Origin of the sequence: Knoellia flava TL1, from assembly GCF_000768675.1 — a bacterium.
Classification (GTDB): Bacteria; Actinomycetota; Actinomycetes; order Actinomycetales; family Dermatophilaceae; genus Knoellia; species Knoellia flava.
Genome location: NZ_AVPI01000028.1, coordinates 24,808 through 45,259, shown reverse-complemented (window position 1 = coordinate 45,259; position 20,452 = coordinate 24,808). Strand labels below are relative to the sequence as shown.

General features: G+C 70.5%; 15 protein-coding genes. 7 read left to right on the top strand and 8 right to left on the bottom strand.

Annotated elements, in window-relative coordinates:
* Both epsC and cysK read right to left on the bottom strand, forming a co-directional pair.
* Positions 1-633 (bottom strand): serine O-acetyltransferase EpsC, encoded by a 633-nt coding sequence (gene epsC, locus N798_RS10320; RefSeq protein WP_371870445.1) that lies wholly within the window; start codon positions 631-633, stop codon positions 1-3.
* Between the two features lie 4 nt (positions 634-637).
* Positions 638-1,573 (bottom strand): cysteine synthase A, encoded by a 936-nt coding sequence (gene cysK / locus N798_RS10315; RefSeq protein WP_035948213.1) that lies wholly within the window; start codon positions 1,571-1,573, stop codon positions 638-640.
* 259 nt (positions 1,574-1,832) lie between these two features.
* Between cysK and N798_RS10310 the strand changes: the two genes are divergently transcribed.
* From N798_RS10310 to N798_RS17395, 3 genes are all read left to right on the top strand, one after another.
* Positions 1,833-2,810 carry an LLM class F420-dependent oxidoreductase gene (locus tag N798_RS10310; protein WP_035948212.1) on the top strand — a complete coding sequence of 326 codons (978 nt, stop codon included), beginning with the start codon at positions 1,833-1,835 and terminating at the stop codon, positions 2,808-2,810.
* Between the two features lie 214 nt (positions 2,811-3,024).
* Positions 3,025-6,978, top strand: a complete 3,954-nt coding sequence (locus tag N798_RS10305; RefSeq protein WP_035948210.1) for a heterodisulfide reductase-related iron-sulfur binding cluster — start codon at positions 3,025-3,027, stop codon at positions 6,976-6,978.
* Between the two features lie 213 nt (positions 6,979-7,191).
* Positions 7,192-8,631: an HNH endonuclease signature motif containing protein gene (locus N798_RS17395; protein ID WP_084100478.1), complete on the top strand. Its 1,440-nt coding sequence runs from the start codon at positions 7,192-7,194 to the stop codon at positions 8,629-8,631.
* A 78-nt stretch (positions 8,632-8,709) separates the two neighbouring features.
* Here N798_RS17395 and N798_RS10295 read toward each other — a convergent pair whose 3' ends face one another.
* The 5 genes from N798_RS10295 to N798_RS10275 form a co-directional block, all read right to left on the bottom strand.
* Positions 8,710-10,239 carry an LLM class flavin-dependent oxidoreductase gene (locus N798_RS10295; protein WP_035948209.1) on the bottom strand — a complete coding sequence of 510 codons (1,530 nt, stop codon included), beginning with the start codon at positions 10,237-10,239 and terminating at the stop codon, positions 8,710-8,712.
* A 74-nt stretch (positions 10,240-10,313) separates the two neighbouring features.
* On the bottom strand, positions 10,314-11,237 hold the full coding sequence (locus tag N798_RS10290) for an ABC transporter substrate-binding protein (protein WP_035948207.1): 924 nt from the start codon (positions 11,235-11,237) through the stop codon (positions 10,314-10,316).
* Between the two features lie 150 nt (positions 11,238-11,387).
* Positions 11,388-12,206 carry an ABC transporter permease gene (locus tag N798_RS10285; protein ID WP_035948206.1) on the bottom strand — a complete coding sequence of 273 codons (819 nt, stop codon included), beginning with the start codon at positions 12,204-12,206 and terminating at the stop codon, positions 11,388-11,390.
* Entirely contained in the window at positions 12,203-12,850 is a 648-nt protein-coding gene (locus N798_RS10280) for an ABC transporter permease (protein WP_035948205.1), read from the bottom strand. Before N798_RS10280 ends, N798_RS10285 begins: the two co-directional genes overlap by 4 nt.
* A gap of 1 nt (position 12,851) precedes the next feature.
* Positions 12,852-13,970, bottom strand: a complete 1,119-nt coding sequence (locus N798_RS10275) for an ABC transporter ATP-binding protein (protein ID WP_035948204.1) — start codon at positions 13,968-13,970, stop codon at positions 12,852-12,854.
* 186 nt (positions 13,971-14,156) lie between these two features.
* Here N798_RS10275 and N798_RS10270 point away from each other — a divergent pair, with 186 nt between their 5' ends.
* Genes N798_RS10270 through N798_RS10260 form a run of 3 tightly spaced genes read left to right on the top strand, consistent with a single transcriptional unit; the run spans position 14,157 to position 17,463 of the window.
* Positions 14,157-15,131, top strand: coding sequence for a carbohydrate ABC transporter permease (locus N798_RS10270; RefSeq protein WP_229708393.1), 975 nt, complete (start codon positions 14,157-14,159; stop codon positions 15,129-15,131).
* The gene (locus N798_RS10265; protein WP_084100473.1) at positions 15,128-16,003 is read left to right on the top strand and encodes a carbohydrate ABC transporter permease; all 876 of its coding nucleotides are present in this window, start codon (positions 15,128-15,130) and stop codon (positions 16,001-16,003) included. The genes N798_RS10270 and N798_RS10265 overlap by 4 nt, the downstream gene beginning before the upstream one ends.
* 29 nt (positions 16,004-16,032) lie before the next feature.
* Positions 16,033-17,463 (top strand): ABC transporter substrate-binding protein, encoded by a 1,431-nt coding sequence (locus N798_RS10260; protein WP_084100470.1) that lies wholly within the window; start codon positions 16,033-16,035, stop codon positions 17,461-17,463.
* Positions 17,464-17,476: 13 nt separating this feature from the next.
* Here the strand turns inward: N798_RS10260 and N798_RS10255 are convergent, their stop codons facing one another.
* On the bottom strand, positions 17,477-18,916 hold the full coding sequence (locus N798_RS10255; RefSeq protein WP_035948201.1) for an amidase: 1,440 nt from the start codon (positions 18,914-18,916) through the stop codon (positions 17,477-17,479).
* 32 nt (positions 18,917-18,948) lie between these two features.
* On the opposite strand from N798_RS10255, the gene N798_RS10250 reads away from it, so the two are divergent.
* A complete protein-coding gene (locus N798_RS10250; protein WP_052117159.1) occupies positions 18,949-20,376 on the top strand; it encodes an MFS transporter in 1,428 nt (475 codons plus the stop codon).
* Positions 20,377-20,452: the final 76 nt, after the last annotated feature.

The following is a 20,452-nucleotide window of genomic DNA, read 5'->3' as shown; positions in this document are numbered from 1 at the left end:
TCAGATGAAGAGCGCGGGCTCGCGGAAGAGCGCCTCGTAGGGGTCCTCGCCCGCGTGGTCGGGGTAGCGGATCCGCGCCGGGACGCCGGTGGCGATCGCACCCGACGGCACGTCCTTGACGACGACCGAGTTGGCACCGATCTGCACGTCGTCGCCGACCTCGACCGGACCGAGGATGCGCGCACCCGCGCCGATCGTCACGCGGCTGCCGACGGTGGGGTGGCGCTTGACCCTCGCGAGCGAGCGGCCACCGAGCGTGACGCCGTGGTAGAGCATCACGTCGTCGCCGACCTCCGCCGTCTCACCGATGACGACGCCCATGCCGTGGTCGATGAAGAACCTCTTGCCGATCGTCGCGCCCGGGTGGATCTCCACGCCGGTGACCGCCCGGGTCGCCGTCGACAGCACCCGCGCCGCGGGCTTGAGGTGCTCGCGCTGCCACAGCTTGTGTGCGACCCGGTAGGACCAGATGGCGTGCAGGCCGGGGGAGTTGAGCACGAGGTCGGTCCGGGACATCGCTGCCGGGTCGCGTGCGATCGCCGCGTCGACGTCCGCGCGCACGCTCGCCCGCGCCCGCGCGAGGCGCGAGCGCAGGCGGGCGAACGGCATACCGGAAGGTGGTGGGGTGAGCATCGCGTCAGTCGACGAGGCCCTCGAAGAGGACGGTCGAGAGGTAGCGCTCGCCGAAGCTCGGGATGATGACGACGATCGTCTTGCCGGCGTTCTCGGGACGGGTCGCGACCTCGTTGGCCGCGGCGAGGGCGGCGCCGGAGGAGATGCCGACGAGCAGGCCCTCGTCGGTGGCGGCCTTGCGCGCCCACTCGACGGCGGTGCCGGCGTTGACGTCGATGACCTCGTCGTAGATCTCGGTGTCGAGGATCTCGGGGACGAAGTTGGCGCCGATGCCCTGGATCTTGTGCGGGCCGGGCTGGCCGCCGTTGAGGATCGCGGACTCCTCGGGCTCGACGGCGACGATCCGCACGTCGGGCTTGCGCTCCTTGAGGACCTGGCCGACGCCGGTGATCGTGCCACCGGTGCCGATGCCCGCGACGACGATGTCGACCTGGCCGTCGGTGTCCTTCCAGATCTCCTCGGCGGTCGTGCGGCGGTGGATCTCGGGGTTGGCCTCGTTGGCGAACTGCCGCGCGAGGACGGCGCCCTCACGCTCGGCGACGATCTCGTCGGCCTTGGCGACCGCGCCCTTCATGCCCGTCGAGGGGTCGGTGAGGACCAGTTCCGCACCGTAGGCCCGCAGCAGCGCGCGGCGCTCCTTCGACATCGACTCGGGCATCGCGAGGACGACCTTGTAGCCGCGGGCCGCGCCGACCATCGCGAGGGCGATGCCGGTGTTGCCCGACGTCGCCTCGACGATCGTGCCGCCCTCCTTGAGGGCACCCGAGGCCTCGGCCGCGTCGATGATCGCGACGCCGATGCGGTCCTTGACCGAGCTGGCCGGGTTGTAGAACTCGAGCTTCGCGGCGACCGTCGTGCCCTCGGGCGCCTCGATGATGCGGTTGATCCGCACCAGCGGGGTGTTGCCGACGGCCTGGGTGACGTCATCGAGGATGGGCATGGGGTCTCCGTTGCTTCGTGTCGACCGGCGCGGTGGCCGGGTGCGGACAGTGGTGGTTGTCGAGCCAAGTGTTCCAGAAACGTTGGTCCTGCTTATGTGCATTCCAACACCACGTTATCCCTGAAGGTTCCGCAGTGCGGGACACATCTCGTATGCCGGGTGCTCGCCTGCGTGCCGCGCCCCTCCCTTGGGAGGGTGCGCCCTGCGCCTCGCGGACCTACGGTCGAGAGGGAAGACCGCCCCTACCGGAGGAGCATGGATGCGCATCGGCTACACCCTCATGACCGAGCAGAGCGGCCCGAAGGACCTCGTGCGGTGGGCGGTGGGCGCCGAGGAGGCCGGGTTCGACTTCGAGGTCATGAGCGACCACTACTTCCCGTGGCTGTCGGCGCAGGGTCACGCGCCCTATGCCTGGTCGGTCCTCGGGGCCGTCGCCCACGCCACCGAGCGGGTCGACCTCATGACCTACGTGACATGTCCGACGATCCGCTACCACCCGGCGGTCGTCGCCCAGAAGGCCGCGACCGTGCAGCTGCTCGCCGACGGGCGGTTCACGCTCGGGCTCGGCAGCGGCGAGAACCTCAACGAGCACGTCGTCGGCGAGGGCTGGCCCGCCGTCGCGACCCGGCAAGACCTCCTCGAGGAGGCCATCGAGGTGATCCGCGCCCTGCACACCGGCGAGCTCGTCGACCACCACGGGGAGTGGTTCACCGTCGAGTCCGCACGGATCTGGGACCTGCCCGACGGCGGGGTGCCGATCGGCGTCGCGGTGAGCGGCGAGGAGTCCATCGCCCGGTTCTCCCCCCTGGCCGACCACATGATCACGACGGAGCCCGACAAGAAGCTGCTCGACGGGTGGAACTCGACCGAGGGTGCGCCGACGATCGGCGATGGCGGGGCGCGCGCCATCGGGCAGATCCCGATCTGCTGGGACCCCGACGAGAAGGCCGCCGTCGAGCGCGCCCACGAGCAGTTCCGGTGGTTCGCCGGCGGGTGGGCGGTCAACGCCGACCTCCCGACGACGGCCGGGTTCGCGGGTGCCACCCAGTTCGTCCGGCCCGAGGACGTCGCCGAGTCGATTCCGTGCGGACCGGACCTTGACGCCATCGCCGAGGCGGTCGCCGAGTTCGACAAGGCCGGCTTCACCGACCTCGCGCTCGTCCAGATCGGCGGCGACCACCAGGAGCAGTTCCTCGCCGAGGCTGCCGGCCCCCTGCTGGAGCGCCTGCGCCGCTGACTCACCCATGCACCGGCCTCCTGCACCCACCTCCCGTGCACAACTCACCAATTCCTCCCGTTCGGTACATGGCCGTCGTACCGAACGGGAGGCAATGGCGAGATATGCGCATGCTCGCGGAGGTCCGACAGCCGTCTCGTGAGTCCTGACACAGAGGTGCGAGGGCCGTCACTGAGCGGTGAGCAAGCGCTTAGCCCTCGTTAGACTCGCCGACATGTCCGCGCTCCAGATCGTCGCCGCCGCCATCTGCTTCCCGCTGATGCTCGTCGGCTGGGCCCTGCTCTTCCGACAGATCGGGCGCTTCGTCGCGCTCTACCGTGTGGGACAGGCGGATCCGCGCCGGAGCGACGCCCCGATGTCGCGCACGTGGACGCTCGCCAAGGAGTTCCTCGGCCACACCCGGATGTCGCGGCTGCCGGTCGTCGCCGTCGCGCACTGGTTCACCGCGCTGTCGTTCCTCCTGCTCTTCGGCACCCTCGTCACCGCCTTCGGCCAGCTCATCGAGCCGCGCTGGCAGCTGCCGCTCATCGGTCACTTCCCGCCCTACGAGTGGCTCACCGAGGTCTTCGCGTGGACCGGCCTCGTCGGCATCGTCGTGCTCATCGTCATCCGCCAGCTCAAGCACCCCCGTTCGGCGGCCGGTGTCGACGGGCGTCGCTCGCGCTTCTTCGGGTCGACCTGGTGGCAGGCCTACTACGTCGAGCTCACGATCCTCGGCGTCACGCTGTGCATCCTCACCCTGCGCGTCCTCGAGGCCGCGCTGACCAAGGTCGAGCACCCGGAGGAGTCCGTCGGGCTGCACTTCCCGCTCACTGGATGGCTGTCGGGCCTCTTCTCCGGCACGTCGGTCGGCGCGCTTGAGGCGTGGATCGTCGTCGTCGCGGCCATCAAGATTCTCATCTCGTTCGCGTGGATGATCACCATCTCGCTCACGCCGACGATGGGCGTCGCCTGGCACCGCTTCCTCGCCTTCCCCAACATCTGGTTCAAGCGCGAGGCCTCGGGCCGGACCGCTCTCGGCAACCTCAAGCCGATGACCATGGGCGACGGCCGGCCGTTCTCGATGGAGGCCATGGAGGCCCTCGGAGAGTCCGAGGACGAGTCCGCTGCTGAGCCGGTGCTGGGCGTCGGCAAGGTCGAGGACTTCACGTGGAAGGGCCTGCTCGACTTCTCCACCTGCACCGAGTGCGGCCGCTGCCAGTCGCAGTGTCCCGCGTGGAACACCGACAAGCCGCTCTCGCCCAAGATGCTCATGATGACGCTGCGCGACCACGCGAACGCGAAGTCACCGTGGCTCACGGCCTCCGAGGAGGCGCGCGCGTCGCTCCCCGCGGCCACGACGGCACTCGCGGAGGTCCCGCTCGTCGGGCAGACCGGCTACGACCTCGACAGCCCGCTCACGGCATACAACGCTCTCGGTTTCGGTCCCGACGGTGAGCCGACCGCGGTCATCGACGAGGACGTCCTGTGGTCGTGCACGACGTGTGGCGCGTGCGTCGAGCAGTGCCCGGTCGACATCGAGCACGTCGACCACATCGTCGACATGCGGCGCTACCAGACGCTCATCGAGTCGGCGTTCCCGTCCGAGCTCGGCGGCCTCTTCAAGAACCTCGAGTCCAAGGGCAACCCGTGGGGCATGGGTGCGCGCGCCCGCCTCGACTGGGCCAAGGACCTGCCGTTCGAGGTCAGGATCCTCGGCAAGGACGTCGAGTCCGCGTCCGAGGTGGACTGGCTCTTCTGGGTCGGCTGCGCCGGTGCCTACGAGGACCGCGCCAAGAAGACGACCCGCGCTGTCGCCGAGCTGCTCGATACCGCCGGTGTGTCCTTCGCGGTGCTGGGTGACGGCGAGACCTGCACCGGTGACTCCGCGCGACGTGCGGGCAACGAGATCCTCTTCTCGATGCTCGCCGAGCAGAACGTCGCGACCCTCAACGACGCCGGCGCGACGAAGATCGTCGTCACCTGCGCCCACTGCTTCAACACGATCAAGAACGAGTACCCCGACCTCGGCGGCTCGTTCGAGGTCGTCCACCACACGCAGCTGCTCAACCGGCTCGTGCGCGACAAGAAGCTCGTGCCCGTCGCCCGTCCGGCCGATGCCCCGGGAATGTCGTCGGCGAAGAACGCGGCCTCGACCGCCCCGTCCGTCACGTACCACGACCCCTGCTACCTCGGTCGCCACAACAACGTCTACGCCCCGCCGCGCGAGCTCATCGGCGCGCTGCCCGGCGTCGAGTTGCGCGAGATGGAGCGCTTCAAGGAGAAGTCGTTCTGCTGCGGCGCCGGTGGTGCCCGCATGTGGATGGAGGAGAAGCTCGGCGGTCGCATCAACATGAACCGCACCGAGGAGGCCCTGGCCACCGGTGCCGAGCGCATCGCCATCGGTTGCCCGTTCTGCCGCGTCATGATCTCCGACGGGTTGACGGCCAAGCAGTCCGAGGGCGTCGGCGAGGACGTCGAGGTCGTCGACGTCGCGCAGATGCTGCTGGCTGCCGTGCGTCGCGGGTCCGAGGACGGGACTGCTGACGTTGCGGTCGACGAGTCGGCTGCCGCTGCCGTCGCCTCCGAGTCGGAGTCGTATGCCGGCCAGTCCGGTTCCGCTGCCGCCGCCGGTGCCGCTGCGGCTGGGGTTGGTGCTGGTGCTGCTGTCGGGACGGCCACGGTGGCCGAGGCGCCCGTGGCCGAGGCTCCCACCGCTGCTGCCGCCGAGGCGGACCCGTGGGACGAGCCCGCCACCCCCGCCGCCACGCCTGCACAGGCTGAGGAGCCCAAGACTGAGGTTCCCGCTGCTGCCGCCGAGGCGGACCCGTGGGACCAGCCCGCCACCCCCGCCGCCAAGCCCACGCAGGCCGAGGAGCCCAAGGCCGAGGCTCCCGCCGCCGCTGCCGCCGAGGCAGACCCGTGGGACCAGCCCGCCACCCCCGCCGCCAAGCCCACGCAGGCCGAGGAGCCCAAGGCCGAGGCTCCCGCCGCCGCTGCCGCCGAGGCAGACCCGTGGGACCAGCCCGCCACCCCCGCCGCCAAGCCCACGCAGGCCGAGGAGCCCAAGGCCGAGGCTCCCGCCGCCGCTGCCGCCGAGGCAGACCCGTGGGACGACCCCACCACCCCAGAAGCGACGGCGCAGACCCAGGGGCCGGCGGTTGCCGCACCGGCCGAGGACGTCGACCCGTGGGACGAGCCGTCCGTCCCGGCCTCCAAGGCAGAGGCGCCCGAGACCGAGGCGAAGGCATCCGCGTCCGAGGGCGCACCCTCCCCACAGAAGTTGGAGACCGCAGCCGCGGCCTCGACTGATGACGTCGACCCCTGGGACGAGCCCGCCACCCCTGCCGCCAAGTCCGAGGAGCCGAAGGACGAGCCGGCCTCCCCCGTCACGGCACCAGCCAGCGACGACGTCGACCCCTGGGACGAACCAGTCACGCCCGCAGGAGCCCTGGACGAGGCCGGTACCGGCGCCGAGGCAACGGCCGAGGAGCCGACGGCCGAGCCGAGCGAGGTCGATCGGGCCGCAGCGGAGGACGACGCAACCTCCCCGACTGCTGCGTCCCCCGACGACGTCGACCCGTGGGACGAGCCGGCCACTCCGACCCCCGTGGCCGAGGTGCCGCAGTCCGACTCCGGAGTCCAGACCGAGACGTCCTCGGCGGCCAACGAAGGAGCATCGGAGCAGCCAGCCGCCGAGTTGTCCGACTCAGCCGTGCCCGGGGACGCATCCAACCGTGACGAGCTGCTGGCATCCCCCGACCCGTGGGACGACGCCAGCGACCTGTCCGAGCGGGCCACCGTCACGAGCGAAGCAGCCACGGAGGTCTCCAACGCCGACTCCAACGCCGACCCTGTGACTGCGTCCGCGTCGACGGATGACCCCGCAGCACCCGTCGGCACGGCACCCGACGAGGTCGCGGCAGAAGGCACAGAAGAGACGTCCGAGTCGGAGGACGAGACCGACTCCGAGACTGAGTCCCAGACCGCGACCGAGACCGAGAACCAGACGGCCTCGCCTGAGCCTGCAGAGAACCAGGCCGAGACCGCGAGCGTCGACACCCAGAACGACGTCGGGACGAGCGACGGGGACGCGGGTGCCGAGGACGAGGCGAGCCGCAAGCCGGAGGCCCCGGCCACTCCGGCCAACGCCGAGGAGCTGCTCAACGCACCCGACCCCTGGGACTGACCGGCGCTCCTGCATCGAGCCCCCACCGGCGTCATGCCGGTGGGGGCTCGATGTATGTCCATCCACTTTCGGGCGCGACTTTCCCACCCGAAGCGCAACCCCTGCGACGAGTGTGACGCGAGTGGCTCGATCCATGCCTACGGACGAATAAGGCTGCGCCACAGCCGTATTCGCGTGCCGGTGGCTGTCGGTGGCGGCTCGTAGGTTGGGTTCATGACGGAGGGGACCACGCCAACAGCGAGCCTGGGGTACGCCGAGTGCGTGCGCCGGCTCGAGGCCGCGCGTGAAGCCGCCGCCGCCCTGCCGACGGTGCTGTGGCAGGCGTCCGGCGCCGACCTCGCCGCCGGGATGGAAGCGCTTGGCGAGCTCGCCGCCGTGTGCGAGGGAGCCGAGGTCGCGATCACCCGCGACGCCATCGACCGCGGCGAACCCGGCTGCGCCTCACCACCGCAGAGCTCACGCGAGTGGGTCATGAGTCATCACCGCCGGTATGCCGTCGCCGGAGCCTCCCGACTCGTCGCCGTCGCCGACGCCTGCCGCGACCCCCGCCACGCCATCCTCGCCGACGCGGTCATCTCCGGACGGGTCGGCGTCGTCGCCGCGCAGGTCGCGCTCACCGAGATGCGGCTCCTGCGACCCCACCTCAACCCCGACAACCCCGACGCCGTCGACACCATCTGGCGCGCCCTCATGACCCTCGGCGAGTGTCACGACACCCGCACCGTCCGGCAGCTGCGCGAACGGCTCCTGGCCGCCCACGGCCGCGACGACGCCTTCGACGACAGCGAGGACAAAGCCCGACCCGGCGCCGCCCTCACCCCCGGGCGACAGATCGCCCCCGGAACGTACGAGTACCTGCTGCGCGTCACCCGCGAAGGCCGCGCCCTGCTCGAAGCCGCCATCGGCCCCGGATCCGCACCCGCGCCCGGACCCGACGGCGAACCCGACGAACGCCCCGCGGCGCAAAGGCGCGCCGAAGCCCTGGTTGCCGTCGTCTCCCGCGCCCTCAAGGCCGGCGACAGCACCTGGTCCTCGACCAAGGCCCAGGTCTTCGTCACCATCGCCCTCAGCGACCTCCAGACCCACCAGACCCACCGGACCCAGCACAGCGGCGCCACCGAACCAGCCGATGCCGCAGGTGCCTGCGGTACGGCCGGTGCCGGGACCCTGCTCGGCGCGCTCACCAGCGGCGACCTCGTCACCCCCGACACCGTCCGCCGCTGGACCTGCGACGCCACGATCATCCCCACCGTCCTCAACCCGGTCGGCGACGTCGTCGACCTCGGCCGAGCGACCCGCCTCTTCACCCCTGCCCAGATCAAACGCCTCTGGCTACGCGACCGGCACTGCACCTACCCCGGCTGCGACGCCCCGGCCGCCTGGACCGACGCCCACCACCTCACCCACTGGGCCGACGGCGGCGCCTCCGACCTGTCGAACGCCGCCCTGCTCTGCCAACGCCACCACACCATCGTCCACAGCAGACGCCTCCACGGGCATTTCACCACCGACACCGACGGACGACAACACGTCACCTGGGACCTCACCCGAGGCTCCTACGACGACGCCCTCGCCACACGCCAGCAAGCCCCGCCCAACGCGCACCACCACCGCCCCGCGGCCGGCGAACACGAACGACGACACCGACCATGACCCCGCCCGCACCCGACGCCACACAGGCGCCGGGGGCACCGGCATGCCTGGGGGCTTCTGCAGTTCGGCAGCGCGGCATCAGCGCCGGGCCAGCGCAGCGACCCTCTCGACGTCGCGCGCTCCTGCCAGGTCCGGCAGCGCCAGGAACACCGTTCCGACCCCGGCCTCGAAGAGCCGGTCGTGCCGTTCACGGTGAGCCGCGACCTCTCCCGCGTGGTGTCTGGCGGCATACACCGCCGCCTTGGTGCGTCCGCGCAGCCGCTCGACTCTCGTCCAGGTGTCATCACGGTCGGAGCCGACGACGGCGACGTCGAGCACCGTGACCTCTACCTCGTCGCGGGGTCGTCCTACCTCGTCGCAGTGGCGACGCAGGACGTCGATCTTGTGCCTGACGACGTCCAGGTCTCCTTGCACGTTGCAGGCGTCGCCCCATGTGGCCGCGATGCGCAACGTGCGCTGCTCGCCACCCCCGCCGATGATGAGTGGCAGCGAGCCGACGGGGCGTGGGTAGCACGTGGTCTCGGGCAGCGAGACCCGCTCGCCGTTGTAGGCCTTGGTGCCGGGTGCCCACAGAGCCCGCAAGGTCTCCGCGGCCGCATCGAGCTCGTCGACCCGACCGGTCGTGGAGGGGAAGCCCACGCCGAACGCCGAGTGCTCTCGCTCCCACCAACCCGCGCCCACCCCGCAGAAGGCGCGCCCTCCACTCAGGACATCGAGGGTGGCCGCCGCCTTCGCGATGATGCCCGCTGGGCGGTAGGTGGCCGGCGTGCAGAGCGTGCCGAGCAGGAGGTCGGTGGGGAGGGCGGCGAGCGCGCCCAACGTCACCCAGGGCTCCGGGATCGGATCCCAGGCCCGCCCGACCTGTGGGATCTGGATGAGGTGGTCCATGAGGGCGAGGCCGGCGAAACCGGCCTCGTCCGCCGCGAGTGCGATGCCACGCAGCCAGTCGAGAGGGTGTTCCCCCCACGGGAAGCGCGAGATCTGGAGCATCACCCGTGGTCCGTGGGCGCCCGACGGCAGCACCGGCGAGGGCTGCGCCCCCGTCTTCGCCGCCTTCACCATCGTCGGCAAAGGCGTCGTCGTGGCCGCCGAGGAGCCCGTCGACGACGAGGATGCCGGGGACCCCAGCGACGAGGGCTCGGACGCCTCGCCACCGACGACGTGCACCTCCCACCCTTCCGCCTCGAGCTCGGTGCGGACGTCACGCACGCGCTGCAGCTGCGTGCCGAGCACCGACGCGGGGACCGGCCGGTCCCGCGCCGCGTTCCGCGCACGGCAGACAGCGGCTGGGGTGTCGAACACGACCGCCACGGTCGGGAGGCCGGCGCTGCGGGCCAGCGCCGCCCACGCGGCACGCCGTTGGGCGTCGAGACCCAGGGTGTCGACGACGACGGTGAGACCGCGACGGGACCGTCCGGTCACCACTCGGTCGAGGATCTCGAAGGCGTCGTTCGACGCGTCGAGGTCGGCGGTTCCGCTCCCGACCAGCGCACGCAGGGCGTCGGACGAGACGACCTCGGTCGGTCGGTAGTGCTCCGCGGCCCAGGTCGACTTCCCCGAGCCGGCCGCACCGACGAGCAGCACCAGCGCCGGGTCGGGGATCTGCATGCTCGCAGTCTGACAGCCTGACGCCCCTCACCGACCGGGTCGGGAGGGGCGTCAGGGACGAGCGAGGGGACGGGTCAGCCGAGGTTGTTGTCCTTGAGGAACTGGGCCGCGACGTCCTTGGCGTCCTTCTTGTCGATGACCGTCTGCTTGAGCAGCTCGGCGATGACCTCGGTCGTCAGGGCCTTCGAGACCGCGTTGAGCGCCGGCGCCATCTGCTCGGACTGGTCCTTGGCGACGAGCGGGACGATGTTCTGCGAACCGAAGAGCTTCTCGGTGTCCTCGAGCGAGACGAAGCCGTTCTCCGCGATCGACGGGTCGGTCGTGAAGATGTTGGCGGCGTCGACCTGACCGTTCTTGAGCGCCTGGACGAGCCCCTGGCCGGTGAGCGGGCGGAACGTCTTGAACGTCACGCCGTAGGTCGACTGGAGACCGGGCACACCCTGCGGGCGCTTCTGGAACTCCGGCGGGGCACCGAGCGACATCTCGCCGGCGGAGGCCTTGAGGTCCGCGATGGTCTTGAGCTTCTTGGAGTCGGCGGTCTCCTTGGTGACGACGATGGAGTCGTTGTCCTCAGCGGCCGACTTCTCGAGCATCGCGAAGTCGGCGGGCAGGAGACCCTCGACCGCGGTGTAGACCTTCTCGGGGTCGGTCTCCTTGAAGTTCTTGTCGTAGAAGAAGCCCAGGGCGCCGGTGTACTCCGGGATGGCTTGGATCGACCCGTCCTCGAGCGCCTTGAGGTAGATCTCGCGCGAGCCGATGCGCGGCTTCGTCGTCGCATCGACTCCCTTGGCCTTGAGGGCGCCGGCGTAGATCTCGGCGAGCAGCTCGGACTCGGGGAAGTCGGCGGAGCCGACGACGACGCTGCCGCCACCACCGGACGAGCCCGAGCCCGAGGCGGTCGGCGACTCGGAGGCGAGCGGGTCACCGCCGCCACCGCAGGCCGACAGACCGAGGATCGCGGTGGTGGTGAGAGCGAGTACGGCAGTCATGCGCTTCATGGGGTGTCCTTCGGTTGCGATCGGTCTGACGGCGGTGCTGGGGACGAGACGTGGAGCGGGTCGGGAGGGACGAACGGAGACGGCACGGTGCAGCGGACAAGGCGGTCAACGCGACCACGACGGTCGAGCGTGCGACATCGCCGCGCGGGGTCACGTCGCATGGGAGTCAACTCCACCATCGCCCGCCGACATTCCGGATCGCGCGGGTGATCTCGTGCTCGAGCCGGTCGACGTGGTCGGCGATGTCGACGCGGTCGTCGGCTCGGACCGTCCCCGCCGGGTCCGACCCGTGCGACCGCCGGTGAGCCCGGGCGAGACGACGAGCCGCTGCACGAGGGCGAGCACGCCGTCGACCAGCAACGCCAGCACGGACACGACGACCGCGCCACCGGCCGTGGACACGTAGTCGCCGGTCTTGATCCCGTCGACGAGGTAGCGCCCCAGCCCACCCAGACCGATGTATGCCGCGACTGTCGCCGTCGCGATGACCTGGAGGAAGGCCGAGCGCAGGCCGGAGAGGATGAGCGGCAGCGCGTTCGGGATCTCGACCTGCCGGACGACCTCCATCCCGCGCATTCCCATGCCGCGCGCGGCGTCACGGGTGGCGGGGTCGACGGCCTCGACGCCGGCATACACGCCGGAGAGGATCGGCGGAATCACGAGGATCACGAGGACGACGACGCTCGGGATGAGGAACGCAAGCTCACCGGAGATCTTCGGGCCGAGCCACAGCGCCACCGCGAAGAGCAGGCCGAGCGTCGGCACGGCGCGCAGCGAGTTCGCCAGTGACACGAGCCAGCGGGCGCGGCCGGTGTGACCGACCCACAGCCCCAACGGGACAGCGACGGCAGCGGCGATGACGACGGCCAGCAGCGAGTACCAGAGGTGCTCGACGATCCGCGCGCCCAGCCCGGCCTCCCCCGACCACGTCGCCGAGGACGTCAGCCACTCGAGGATGCTGGCGATCATGCCCGGCCTCCCTGCGCCCGGACCCACGGCGTGAGCAGCCGCTGGCCCAGCAGGATCAGCCCGTCGAAGAGCAGGGCGAGCACCACGCACGCGACGATCCCCGCGACGATCTCGGCGGTGATGAACCGGTCGTAGCCGTCGGTGAGGAGGTTGCCGAGCTGCGAGACGCCGATGAGCGAGGCGACCGACACGATGCTGACGTTCGACACCGCCGCGACCCGCAGGCCCGCCGCGATGACCGGCACCGCGAGCGGCAGCTCGACCCCGAAGAACCGCCGCAAACCCTTGTAGCCCATGGCTCGCGCAGCCTGGAGCGTCGCCTCGGGCACCGACCCCAGCCCGTCGGCGACCGTCCGCACGAGCAGCGCGACGGTGTAGATCGTCATCGCGACGACGACGTTGGCCCGGTCGAGGACGCGTGTCCCGAGGATGAGCGGCATGAGGACGAACAGCGCCAGCGACGGGATCGTGTAGAGCAGACCCGACGCCGAGATGAGCACCGGATAGAGGCGCGACCAGCGCCGTGCCGCCCACCCGAGCGGCAGCGCGATGAGCAACCCGAGAACCAAGGGCAGCCCCGCGAGCCAGACGTGGCTGCGGGCGAGCGCGAAGATGTCGCCCCAGTGGTCGTTGACCCACTCCATCTCAGGCGCCCTCCTCCGCGAAGGCGTCGGCGCGGTCCTCGTCGGGTCGGTCGGTCGCCTCGATGAGCGAGAGGACCTCGTGGGCGCGCACCGTGCCGACGAGCTCACCCTCGTCGTCGACGACGACCCCACGCCGCGACGGTGACGACAGCGCCGCGTCGAGCGCACCCCTCAAGGACCCGGACGCCCGCGCCACGGTCCCACCACGGTGCAGGTGCTCGCTCGTGACCTCGCCCGAGACCCGCGCGGGCTCGACCCAACCCAGCGGTCGGTGCGAGTCGTCGACGACGAGCACCCAGTCGCCACTCACGCCCGCCGTCGACTCGCCGAGGAGCAGCGTGCGCTCGGAGGTGAGCGGCAGCTTCGGCGCGGGCTGGAACTGCAGCGACCGGTAGCCCCGGTCCCGTCCCACGAAGTCCGCCACGAAGTCGTCGACCGGGTGGGCGAGGAGGTATGCCGGGTCGGAGATCTGCGCGAGCTTGCCTCCCACACGGAGCACCGCCACCTGGTCACCGAGCTTGATCGCCTCGTCGATGTCGTGGGTGACGAAGACGATCGTCTTGCCGAGCTCGGACTGCAGGTCGAGGAAGACGTCCTGGAGCTGGTCGCGCACGACCGGGTCGACCGCGCTGAACGGCTCGTCCATGAGCATGACCGGCGGGTCGGCTGCGAGCGCCCGGGCGACCCCGACGCGCTGCTGCTGGCCACCGGAGAGCTGCGAGGGATAGCGGTCGGCCAGCTCTGGCGCCAGCCCCACCCGGTCGAGCAGCTCGCGCGAGCGCTCGAGCGTCTCCTTCTTGTCCCAGCCGAGCAGGCGGGGGACGGTGCCGACGTTGTCGACGACGGTGCGGTGAGGGAAGAGCCCGGCGTGCTGGATGACGTAGCCGATGCCGCGGCGCAGCTGGGCCTCGTTCATGCGGCCGGTGTCCTGGCCGTCGAGCGAGATGAGCCCGCTCGTCGGCTCGATCATCCGGTTGATCATGCGCAGCGAGGTCGTCTTGCCACATCCCGACGGGCCGACGAGGACGGTGATCTTGCCCGTGGGAGCGGTGAGGCTGAGGTCGTCGACGGCGACCGTCCCATCCGGGTACTTCTTTGTCACGCCGTCGAACCGGATCATGCTGTGCCCCTCGCCGAACGGATGGTGACCTCCAAACTAACCGGGGCACACGGCATACACGCTGTTCAGGACGCTGCGAATCGCCGGGAAGAAAACCCCCGTGTAGTCATCCCGGAGCGACAGAAAGTGGAGGAACCCGCCTAGCATGACGCCGACCACCCACAACGACGAGGGAGCAGGTGTGACGTGACGACGACGACCGGTGAACCGGTGCTCGCCGAGCACGACCCCGACCGGCCGAACCAACCACCGCAGGCGCAGTCGAACAACGCGGCAGGCAGCGGGGCCAAGCGGGAGCGGTGGGTGGCGCTGGGCTACCTGCTGCCGGCCCTCGTGATCTTCGGGCTCTTCATCTTCTGGCCGCTCGTGAAGTCGATCCTGCTGTCGGTGCAGGGCACGGACATCCTCGGCAACCCGAGCGGGTTCGTCGGGTTCGTCAACTACACGCGGCTCTTCGGCGACCCGGACTTCCTCCAGGTGCTGTGGGTGACGTTCGCGTTCACCGTGCTCACCGTCATCCCGAGCATCGCCATCGCCCTCCTCATCGCGCTGCTGCTCCAGTCGCGCATCCGCGGAGTTCGGTTCTTCCGCACGGCCTTCGCGCTGCCGTTCGCGTTCTCGGTGGCGACGGCGTCGGTGATCTTCGGGGTCCTCTTCAACCCGGCCAGCGGCGTCCTCAACGGCATCCTCAACACCTTCGGCGTCGACAAGGTCCAGTGGCTCACCAACCCCGACCTCGCTCTCTGGTCGGTCTCGGGCGCGACCGTGTGGATGCAGATCGGCTACAACCTGCTCGTCCTCTCCGCCGGCCTCGGCGCCCTCCCCGAGGACGTCCTCGAGGCGGCCCGGCTCGACGGCGCCTCCGGCCTGCGGCTTCAGCGCAGCATCGTCATGCCGCTGCTCACGCCGCAGCTGTTCTTCCTCGTCGTCGTCGGGACGATCCACTCGCTGCAGAGCTTCGGGCAGATCAAGATCCTCACCGTCGGCGGGCCCGAGGACCGGACGACGACGCTCGTCTACTCGATCTACGAGCAGGCGTTCGCCAACAACAACAGCAACTACGGCTACGCGTCGGCCCAGGCGATGGTGCTGCTCATCATCGTGCTCATCATCACCGCGCTGCAGTTCGGCGTCCTCGAGAGGAAGGTGTTCTACCGGTGACCACCGCCTCACAGACGACGACGAATTCGACGCAGAAGCCGAAGCGGCGCTCGTCGACCAAGCCGTCGAACATCGGCACCTACCTCATCCTCGGGGTGCTCTTCCTCGTCGTGCTCTTCCCCGTCTACTACGGCCTCGTCGGGTCGTTCATGGGCGAGCGCGACACCAACAGCTTCCCTCCGGCGCTGTGGCCCAAGAACGGCCTGCACCCCGAGAACTACTCCAACGCGCTCGACATCATCCCGCTGGGCAACCAGTACCTCACGAGCGTCCTGCAGACCCTCGGCATCACCCTCGGCCAGATGGTGACGAGCGCCCTCGCGGCCTACGCCTTCGTCTTCCTCAACCTGCGCTGGCGGGCGTTCTGGTTCGGGGTCTTCCTCTCGACGATGATGATCCCGTTCGAGTCGATCATCATCCCGAACTACCTGCTCATCTCGCAGTGGGGCCTCAAGGACACGATCGCCGGCCTCACCCTCCCGTTCCTCGCGACCGGCTTCGGGACCTTCCTGCTGCGGCAGTCGTTCCTGTCGTTCCCGATGGAGCTGCGCGACGCGGCGCGCGTCGACGGCGCCGGGCACTTCCGCTTCCTCTTCTCGATCCTGCTGCCGCTGTCGCGTCCCAGCCTCGCCGCCCTCGGCATCTGGTCGGCGCTCTCGGCCTGGAACATGTACTTCTGGCCGCTGCTCGCCACCGAGGACCCGAAGCACCAGACGATCCAGATCGGCATCAGCCAGCTGCAGAGCTCGGACTCCGACTCCCCGGGCATGGTGCTCGCCGGCGTCATGCTCGCGCTCTTCCCCACCCTCCTGCTCGTCATCTTCGGGCAGCGCTTCATCGTCCGCGGGCTCACCGCTGGCGCCGTCAAGTGAGCACCGCTCAGAGAACAAAGGAGTTTCACGTGAGAACGACGACTTCCAGCGCCGCGAGGCGCACGAGGCTTCGGTATGCCGTCCCCGCGGCCGTGGCGTCCGCGTCACTGTTCCTCGCCGCCTGCGGCGGCGGCTCGGGGGATGGCGGAGACGGCGGCGACGGGGGCAGCTCAGGAGCTCCCGCAGCCGACGTCCTCGACAAGGCCAGCGGCGTGACGACGGTGGCCTTCTGGCACGCCATGGACGGCACCAACGCCGAGGCGCTCACCAAGCTCGTCTCCGACTTCAACGCCCAGAACACGGGAAAGATCGAGGTCAAGGCGACCTACGCGGGCAAGTACGACGACGCCATCACGAAGTACAAGGCGGCGATCCAGAGCAAGTCCACGCCCGACGTCATCCAGATCTACGACATCGGTACCCGCTTCATGATCGACGCCAAGCAGACGATCCCGATGCAGGCCTTCATCGACCGCGACAAGCTCGACGTGAGCGACCTCCAGCCCAACATCACCGGCTACTACAGCATCGACGACAAGCTCAACTCGATGCCGTTCAACACCTCGATGCCGGTGCTCTACTACAACAAGTCGCTCTTCACGAAGGCCGGCCTCGACCCCGAGAAGCCGCCGCAGGACCTCGTCGCGATCCGCACCGCCGCCGAGAAGCTGTCCAAGAAGGCCGGCGGGCCCGCCGACTACGGCTTCGGCGCCGCGATCTACGGCTGGCTCCTCGAGCAGTTCATCGCCACGGACGGCAAGGAGTACTGCGACCAGGGCAACGGCCGCGACGGCAAGGCCACCAAGGTCCAGTTCGACTCACCCGAGTCGGTCGAGGTCGTCAAGTGGTGGCAGACGATGGTCAAGGACGGCCTCGCCGCCAACACCGGTCGTGACACCAAGGCGGCGCAGGCGGCCTTCAAGTCCGGCCAGCTCGCGATCACCCTCGAGTCGACCGGACAGCTCGGTGGCTTCAGCAAGGCCGCCAAGGAGGGCGGCTGGGAGCTCGGCGCCGCCAACTACCCGCACATCAAGGCGGGCACGGAGGGCGGTCCGATCATCGGTGGCGCGTCGCTGTGGATCAACGGCGAGAACCACGAGGACGCCAACAAGGAGGCGGCGTGGCGCTTCGTGAAGTTCCTCGCCGACAAGAAGAGCCAGGCCCAGTGGCACATCGGCACCGGCTACTTCCCGATCAGCAAGGGCGCGCTCGAGGAGCCGTCGGACGTCGAGTACCGCAAGGCCAACCCGCTCTTCGACGTCGCCGTCAAGCAGCTCGAGAACACCAAGCTGAGCAAGGCCACGCAGGGGTGCCTCCTCGGCGTCATGCCGCAGGCTCGCAAGGCCAGTGAGGACGGTCTCGAGGCCGCGCTCAACGGCACCGACCCCCAGGAGGCCATGACCAAGGCCGCCGAGTCGCTCAAGAGCCAGATCGACCAGTACAACTCCTCGGTCGAGTAACCCCCACCCAGCGCTAGCCGACGTCGGCCAGCGACGGGAACGGTGACGCCTCCTCGAGATCCAGCGCGATCTCGAGGAGGCGTCGCTCGTCCCCGAGGCGTGCGGAGAGCATGACCCCGACCGGGCGGCCGTCGCCGGTGCGGCCGAGCGGCAGCGAGATCGCCGGGGCGCCCGTCGCGTTGGCAAGGGGCGTGAAGGCGGCGTAGGCGACGAGCTTCTCGAAGTGCTCCTCGAACGACTGGTCCGCCCCGAGGTGCCCGATCCGCGGCGGCGTGTGGGCGAGGACCGGCGTGTGGGCGAGGACCGGCGTGAGGACGAGGTCGACGTCGCCGAAGGTCCGTTCCTGGACCCGCCCCGAGGCCGCGAGCCGCGTGACGAAGAGCGGTGCCCTGTGCGCGCGTCGCCGGAACCGCTTCGCGAGCCCGAGCGTGAGCGGGTCGAGGGCAGCCGCGTCGAAGTCCGGCCCGAACATGCCACCCCGGTTCCTCGAGACCGCCCAGGCGAGCAGCGACCAGTAGTCCTCGAAGTCGGTCTTGAAGAACCTCGGAATCGGCGGGGCGTACTCGACGACGGTGTGCCCCAGTGACTCCAGCAGGTCGCGGGTCCGCTCGACCGCGGCCCGGGTGTCGTCGTCCGACGGCGGCGCGAAGGGCGAGTCGGTCATGACGCCGACCCGCAGCGGGCGCGCTGGCCCGTCGTCCACCCGCCCGATCGGCTGGAGCCGAGGGTTGCGCCAGCTCCGCTCCGCCGCCTCGAAGAACCGTGCGGTGTCCCGCACCGACCGGGTGAGCACCCCGTCGACGACGACCTTGACCGGCATCGTGGCGTTGCCCTCGTCGAGCCGCAGGCGGCCGCGCGACGGCTTGAGCCCGACGAGACCGCACGCGGCCGCCGGGATCCGGATCGAGCCTCCGCCGTCATTGCCGTGGGCGATCGGAAGCGCGCCGGACGCGACGAGCGCGGCCGAGCCTCCTGACGAGCCACCGCTGCTGTATGCCGTGTCCCACGGGTTGCGCGTGACGTCACCGCCCACACGCTCGGTCGACGCCGTCCACCCGAACTCGGGCATCGTCGTCGAGCAGACCGGGACGACCCCGGCGTCGAGGAGCTGTCGGGTGAAGGCGCCGTCGACCTCGCCGGGCGCGGACGGGACGGCCCGCGAACCCATGGCGGACGGCATACCGGCGACGTGGATGTTCTCCTTCGTCGCGGTCGGGACGCCTGCGAAGGCACCGCGGACCCGTCCGGACGAGGCGCGACGACGGGCGCGGTCCCGGTCCCACGCGGCGACGGCGTTGAGCTCGCCGTTGACCGCCTCGACCCGTGCGATGGCCGCGTCGACGGCCTCGAGGGCCGAGATCTCACCCGAGGCGATCCGGGCGGCGACCCCACTCGCGTCGTCTGTGCCGAGGGCGTCGTCGGTGAACGCGCTGATCCGCGTCGCAGCAGTCATGCCCCAGTCCTACCGGACGGTAGCCAGTGACAATGGCCGGTGTGACCGAACTCCTCGCCCGGGACGAGACCCGCGGCCGCCTCACCCTCACGGCCGTGACCCTCGGGTCGGGCATCGCGATCCTCGACGGCTCGGTCGTCAACGTCGCGCTGCGCACCATCGGCACCGAGCTCGACGCCTCGCTCGAGCAGCTCCAGTGGGTCATCAACGGCTACATGCTCGCGCTCGCCTCGCTCGTCCTCGTCGGCGGTGCGCTCGGTGACCGGCTCGGCCGGCGCCGGGTCTACCTCGTCGGGATGGTGTGGTTCCTCGTGGCGAGCGCGCTGTGCGCCGTCGCGCAGACACCGGGTCAGCTCGTCGGAACCCGGGTCCTCCAGGGCATCGGTGCCGCCCTGCTCACCCCCGGCGGGCTCGCGATCATCCAGTCGGCCTTCCGGCGCGAGGACCGCGCCGCCGCGATCGGCACGTGGGCTGGGCTGTCCGGCATCGCGGCCGCCATCGGCCCGTTCGTCGGCGGCTGGCTCGTCGACAACGGCGGCTGGCGGTGGATCTTCGGCATCAACGTCCCGCTGTGCCTCGCCGTCATCGCGCTCACGCTCTATGCCACGCCGGAGTCGCGCGACACCGAGGCGACCGGGCGTGGGTTCGATGTCCTCGGCGCCGCACTCACCGTGCTCGCGCTCGGCGGCCTCACCTACGCGCTCACCGCGTCGGCGACGATGAGCCGGCCGCTGCTCGTCGCCGTGTCCGTCGTCGCCGTCGTCGCGGCGGTGGGGTTCGTCGTCGTCGAGTCGCGCGCGCACACGCCGCTCGTCCAGCTGTCGCTCTTCGGCGACCGTGTCTTCTCCGCGGCCAACGCGATGACCTTCGTCGTCTACGGCGCGCTCGGCGTCGTCTTCTTCATCCTCGTCCTCCAGCTCCAGGTCTCCGCCGGGTGGTCCGCCCTGTCGGCCGGCCTCACCGGGCTGCCCGTGACGATCGCCCTCATGTTCCTGTCGTCGCGGGCCTCCCAGCTCGCCGAGCGGATCGGGCCGAGGATCCCGATGTCGGTGGGGCCGGTCGTGTGCGCGGTCGGCGCGCTCCTCCTGCTCCCCGCGGGGCGCGGGGCGACGTGGTGGACGGTGCTCCCCGGCCTCGTCGTCTTCGCGCTCGGGCTGGCCCTGCTCGTCTCCCCGCTCACCTCGACCGTCCTCGCGGCCGCGCCGGACCGGTATGCCGGTGTCGCCAGCGGCGTCAACAACGCCGTCGCCCGCGCGGGGTCCCTCCTCGCGGTCGCCGCCCTCCCGGCGATCGTCGGCCTCTCGGGCGACGACTACCAGCAGGCTGCGGCGATGACCTCGGGCTTCCGGGCGGCGATGGTCGTGTGCGCGGTGCTCCTCACGACCGGTGGCGTCGTCAGCTGGTTCGGCCTCGCGGGCACCTCCCAGACGGCGCCCGACGACGAGACCGTGCGTGCATAACTCACCAATTCCTCCCGTTCGGCACGCCTCGGGCCTGCCGGGGTGACGTGCACAACTCACCAATTCCTCCCGTTCG

Coding starts and splice junctions, on each gene's coding strand:
- N798_RS10275 (WP_035948204.1), bottom strand. CDS start 13,970: ATGATCCGGTTCGACGGCGTGACAAAGAAGTACCCGGATGGGACGGTC.
- N798_RS17395 (WP_084100478.1), top strand. CDS start 7,192: ATGACGGAGGGGACCACGCCAACAGCGAGCCTGGGGTACGCCGAGTGC.
- N798_RS10280 (WP_035948205.1), bottom strand. CDS start 12,850: ATGGAGTGGGTCAACGACCACTGGGGCGACATCTTCGCGCTCGCCCGC.
- epsC (WP_371870445.1), bottom strand. CDS start 633: ATGCTCACCCCACCACCTTCCGGTATGCCGTTCGCCCGCCTGCGCTCG.
- cysK (WP_035948213.1), bottom strand. CDS start 1,573: ATGCCCATCCTCGATGACGTCACCCAGGCCGTCGGCAACACCCCGCTG.
- N798_RS10305 (WP_035948210.1), top strand. CDS start 3,025: ATGTCCGCGCTCCAGATCGTCGCCGCCGCCATCTGCTTCCCGCTGATG.
- N798_RS10255 (WP_035948201.1), bottom strand. CDS start 18,916: ATGACTGCTGCGACGCGGATCAGCGCGTTCACCGACGACGCCCTCGGC.
- N798_RS10285 (WP_035948206.1), bottom strand. CDS start 12,206: ATGATCGCCAGCATCCTCGAGTGGCTGACGTCCTCGGCGACGTGGTCG.
- N798_RS10310 (WP_035948212.1), top strand. CDS start 1,833: ATGCGCATCGGCTACACCCTCATGACCGAGCAGAGCGGCCCGAAGGAC.
- N798_RS10250 (WP_052117159.1), top strand. CDS start 18,949: ATGGCCGGTGTGACCGAACTCCTCGCCCGGGACGAGACCCGCGGCCGC.
- N798_RS10295 (WP_035948209.1), bottom strand. CDS start 10,239: ATGCAGATCCCCGACCCGGCGCTGGTGCTGCTCGTCGGTGCGGCCGGC.
- N798_RS10290 (WP_035948207.1), bottom strand. CDS start 11,237: ATGAAGCGCATGACTGCCGTACTCGCTCTCACCACCACCGCGATCCTC.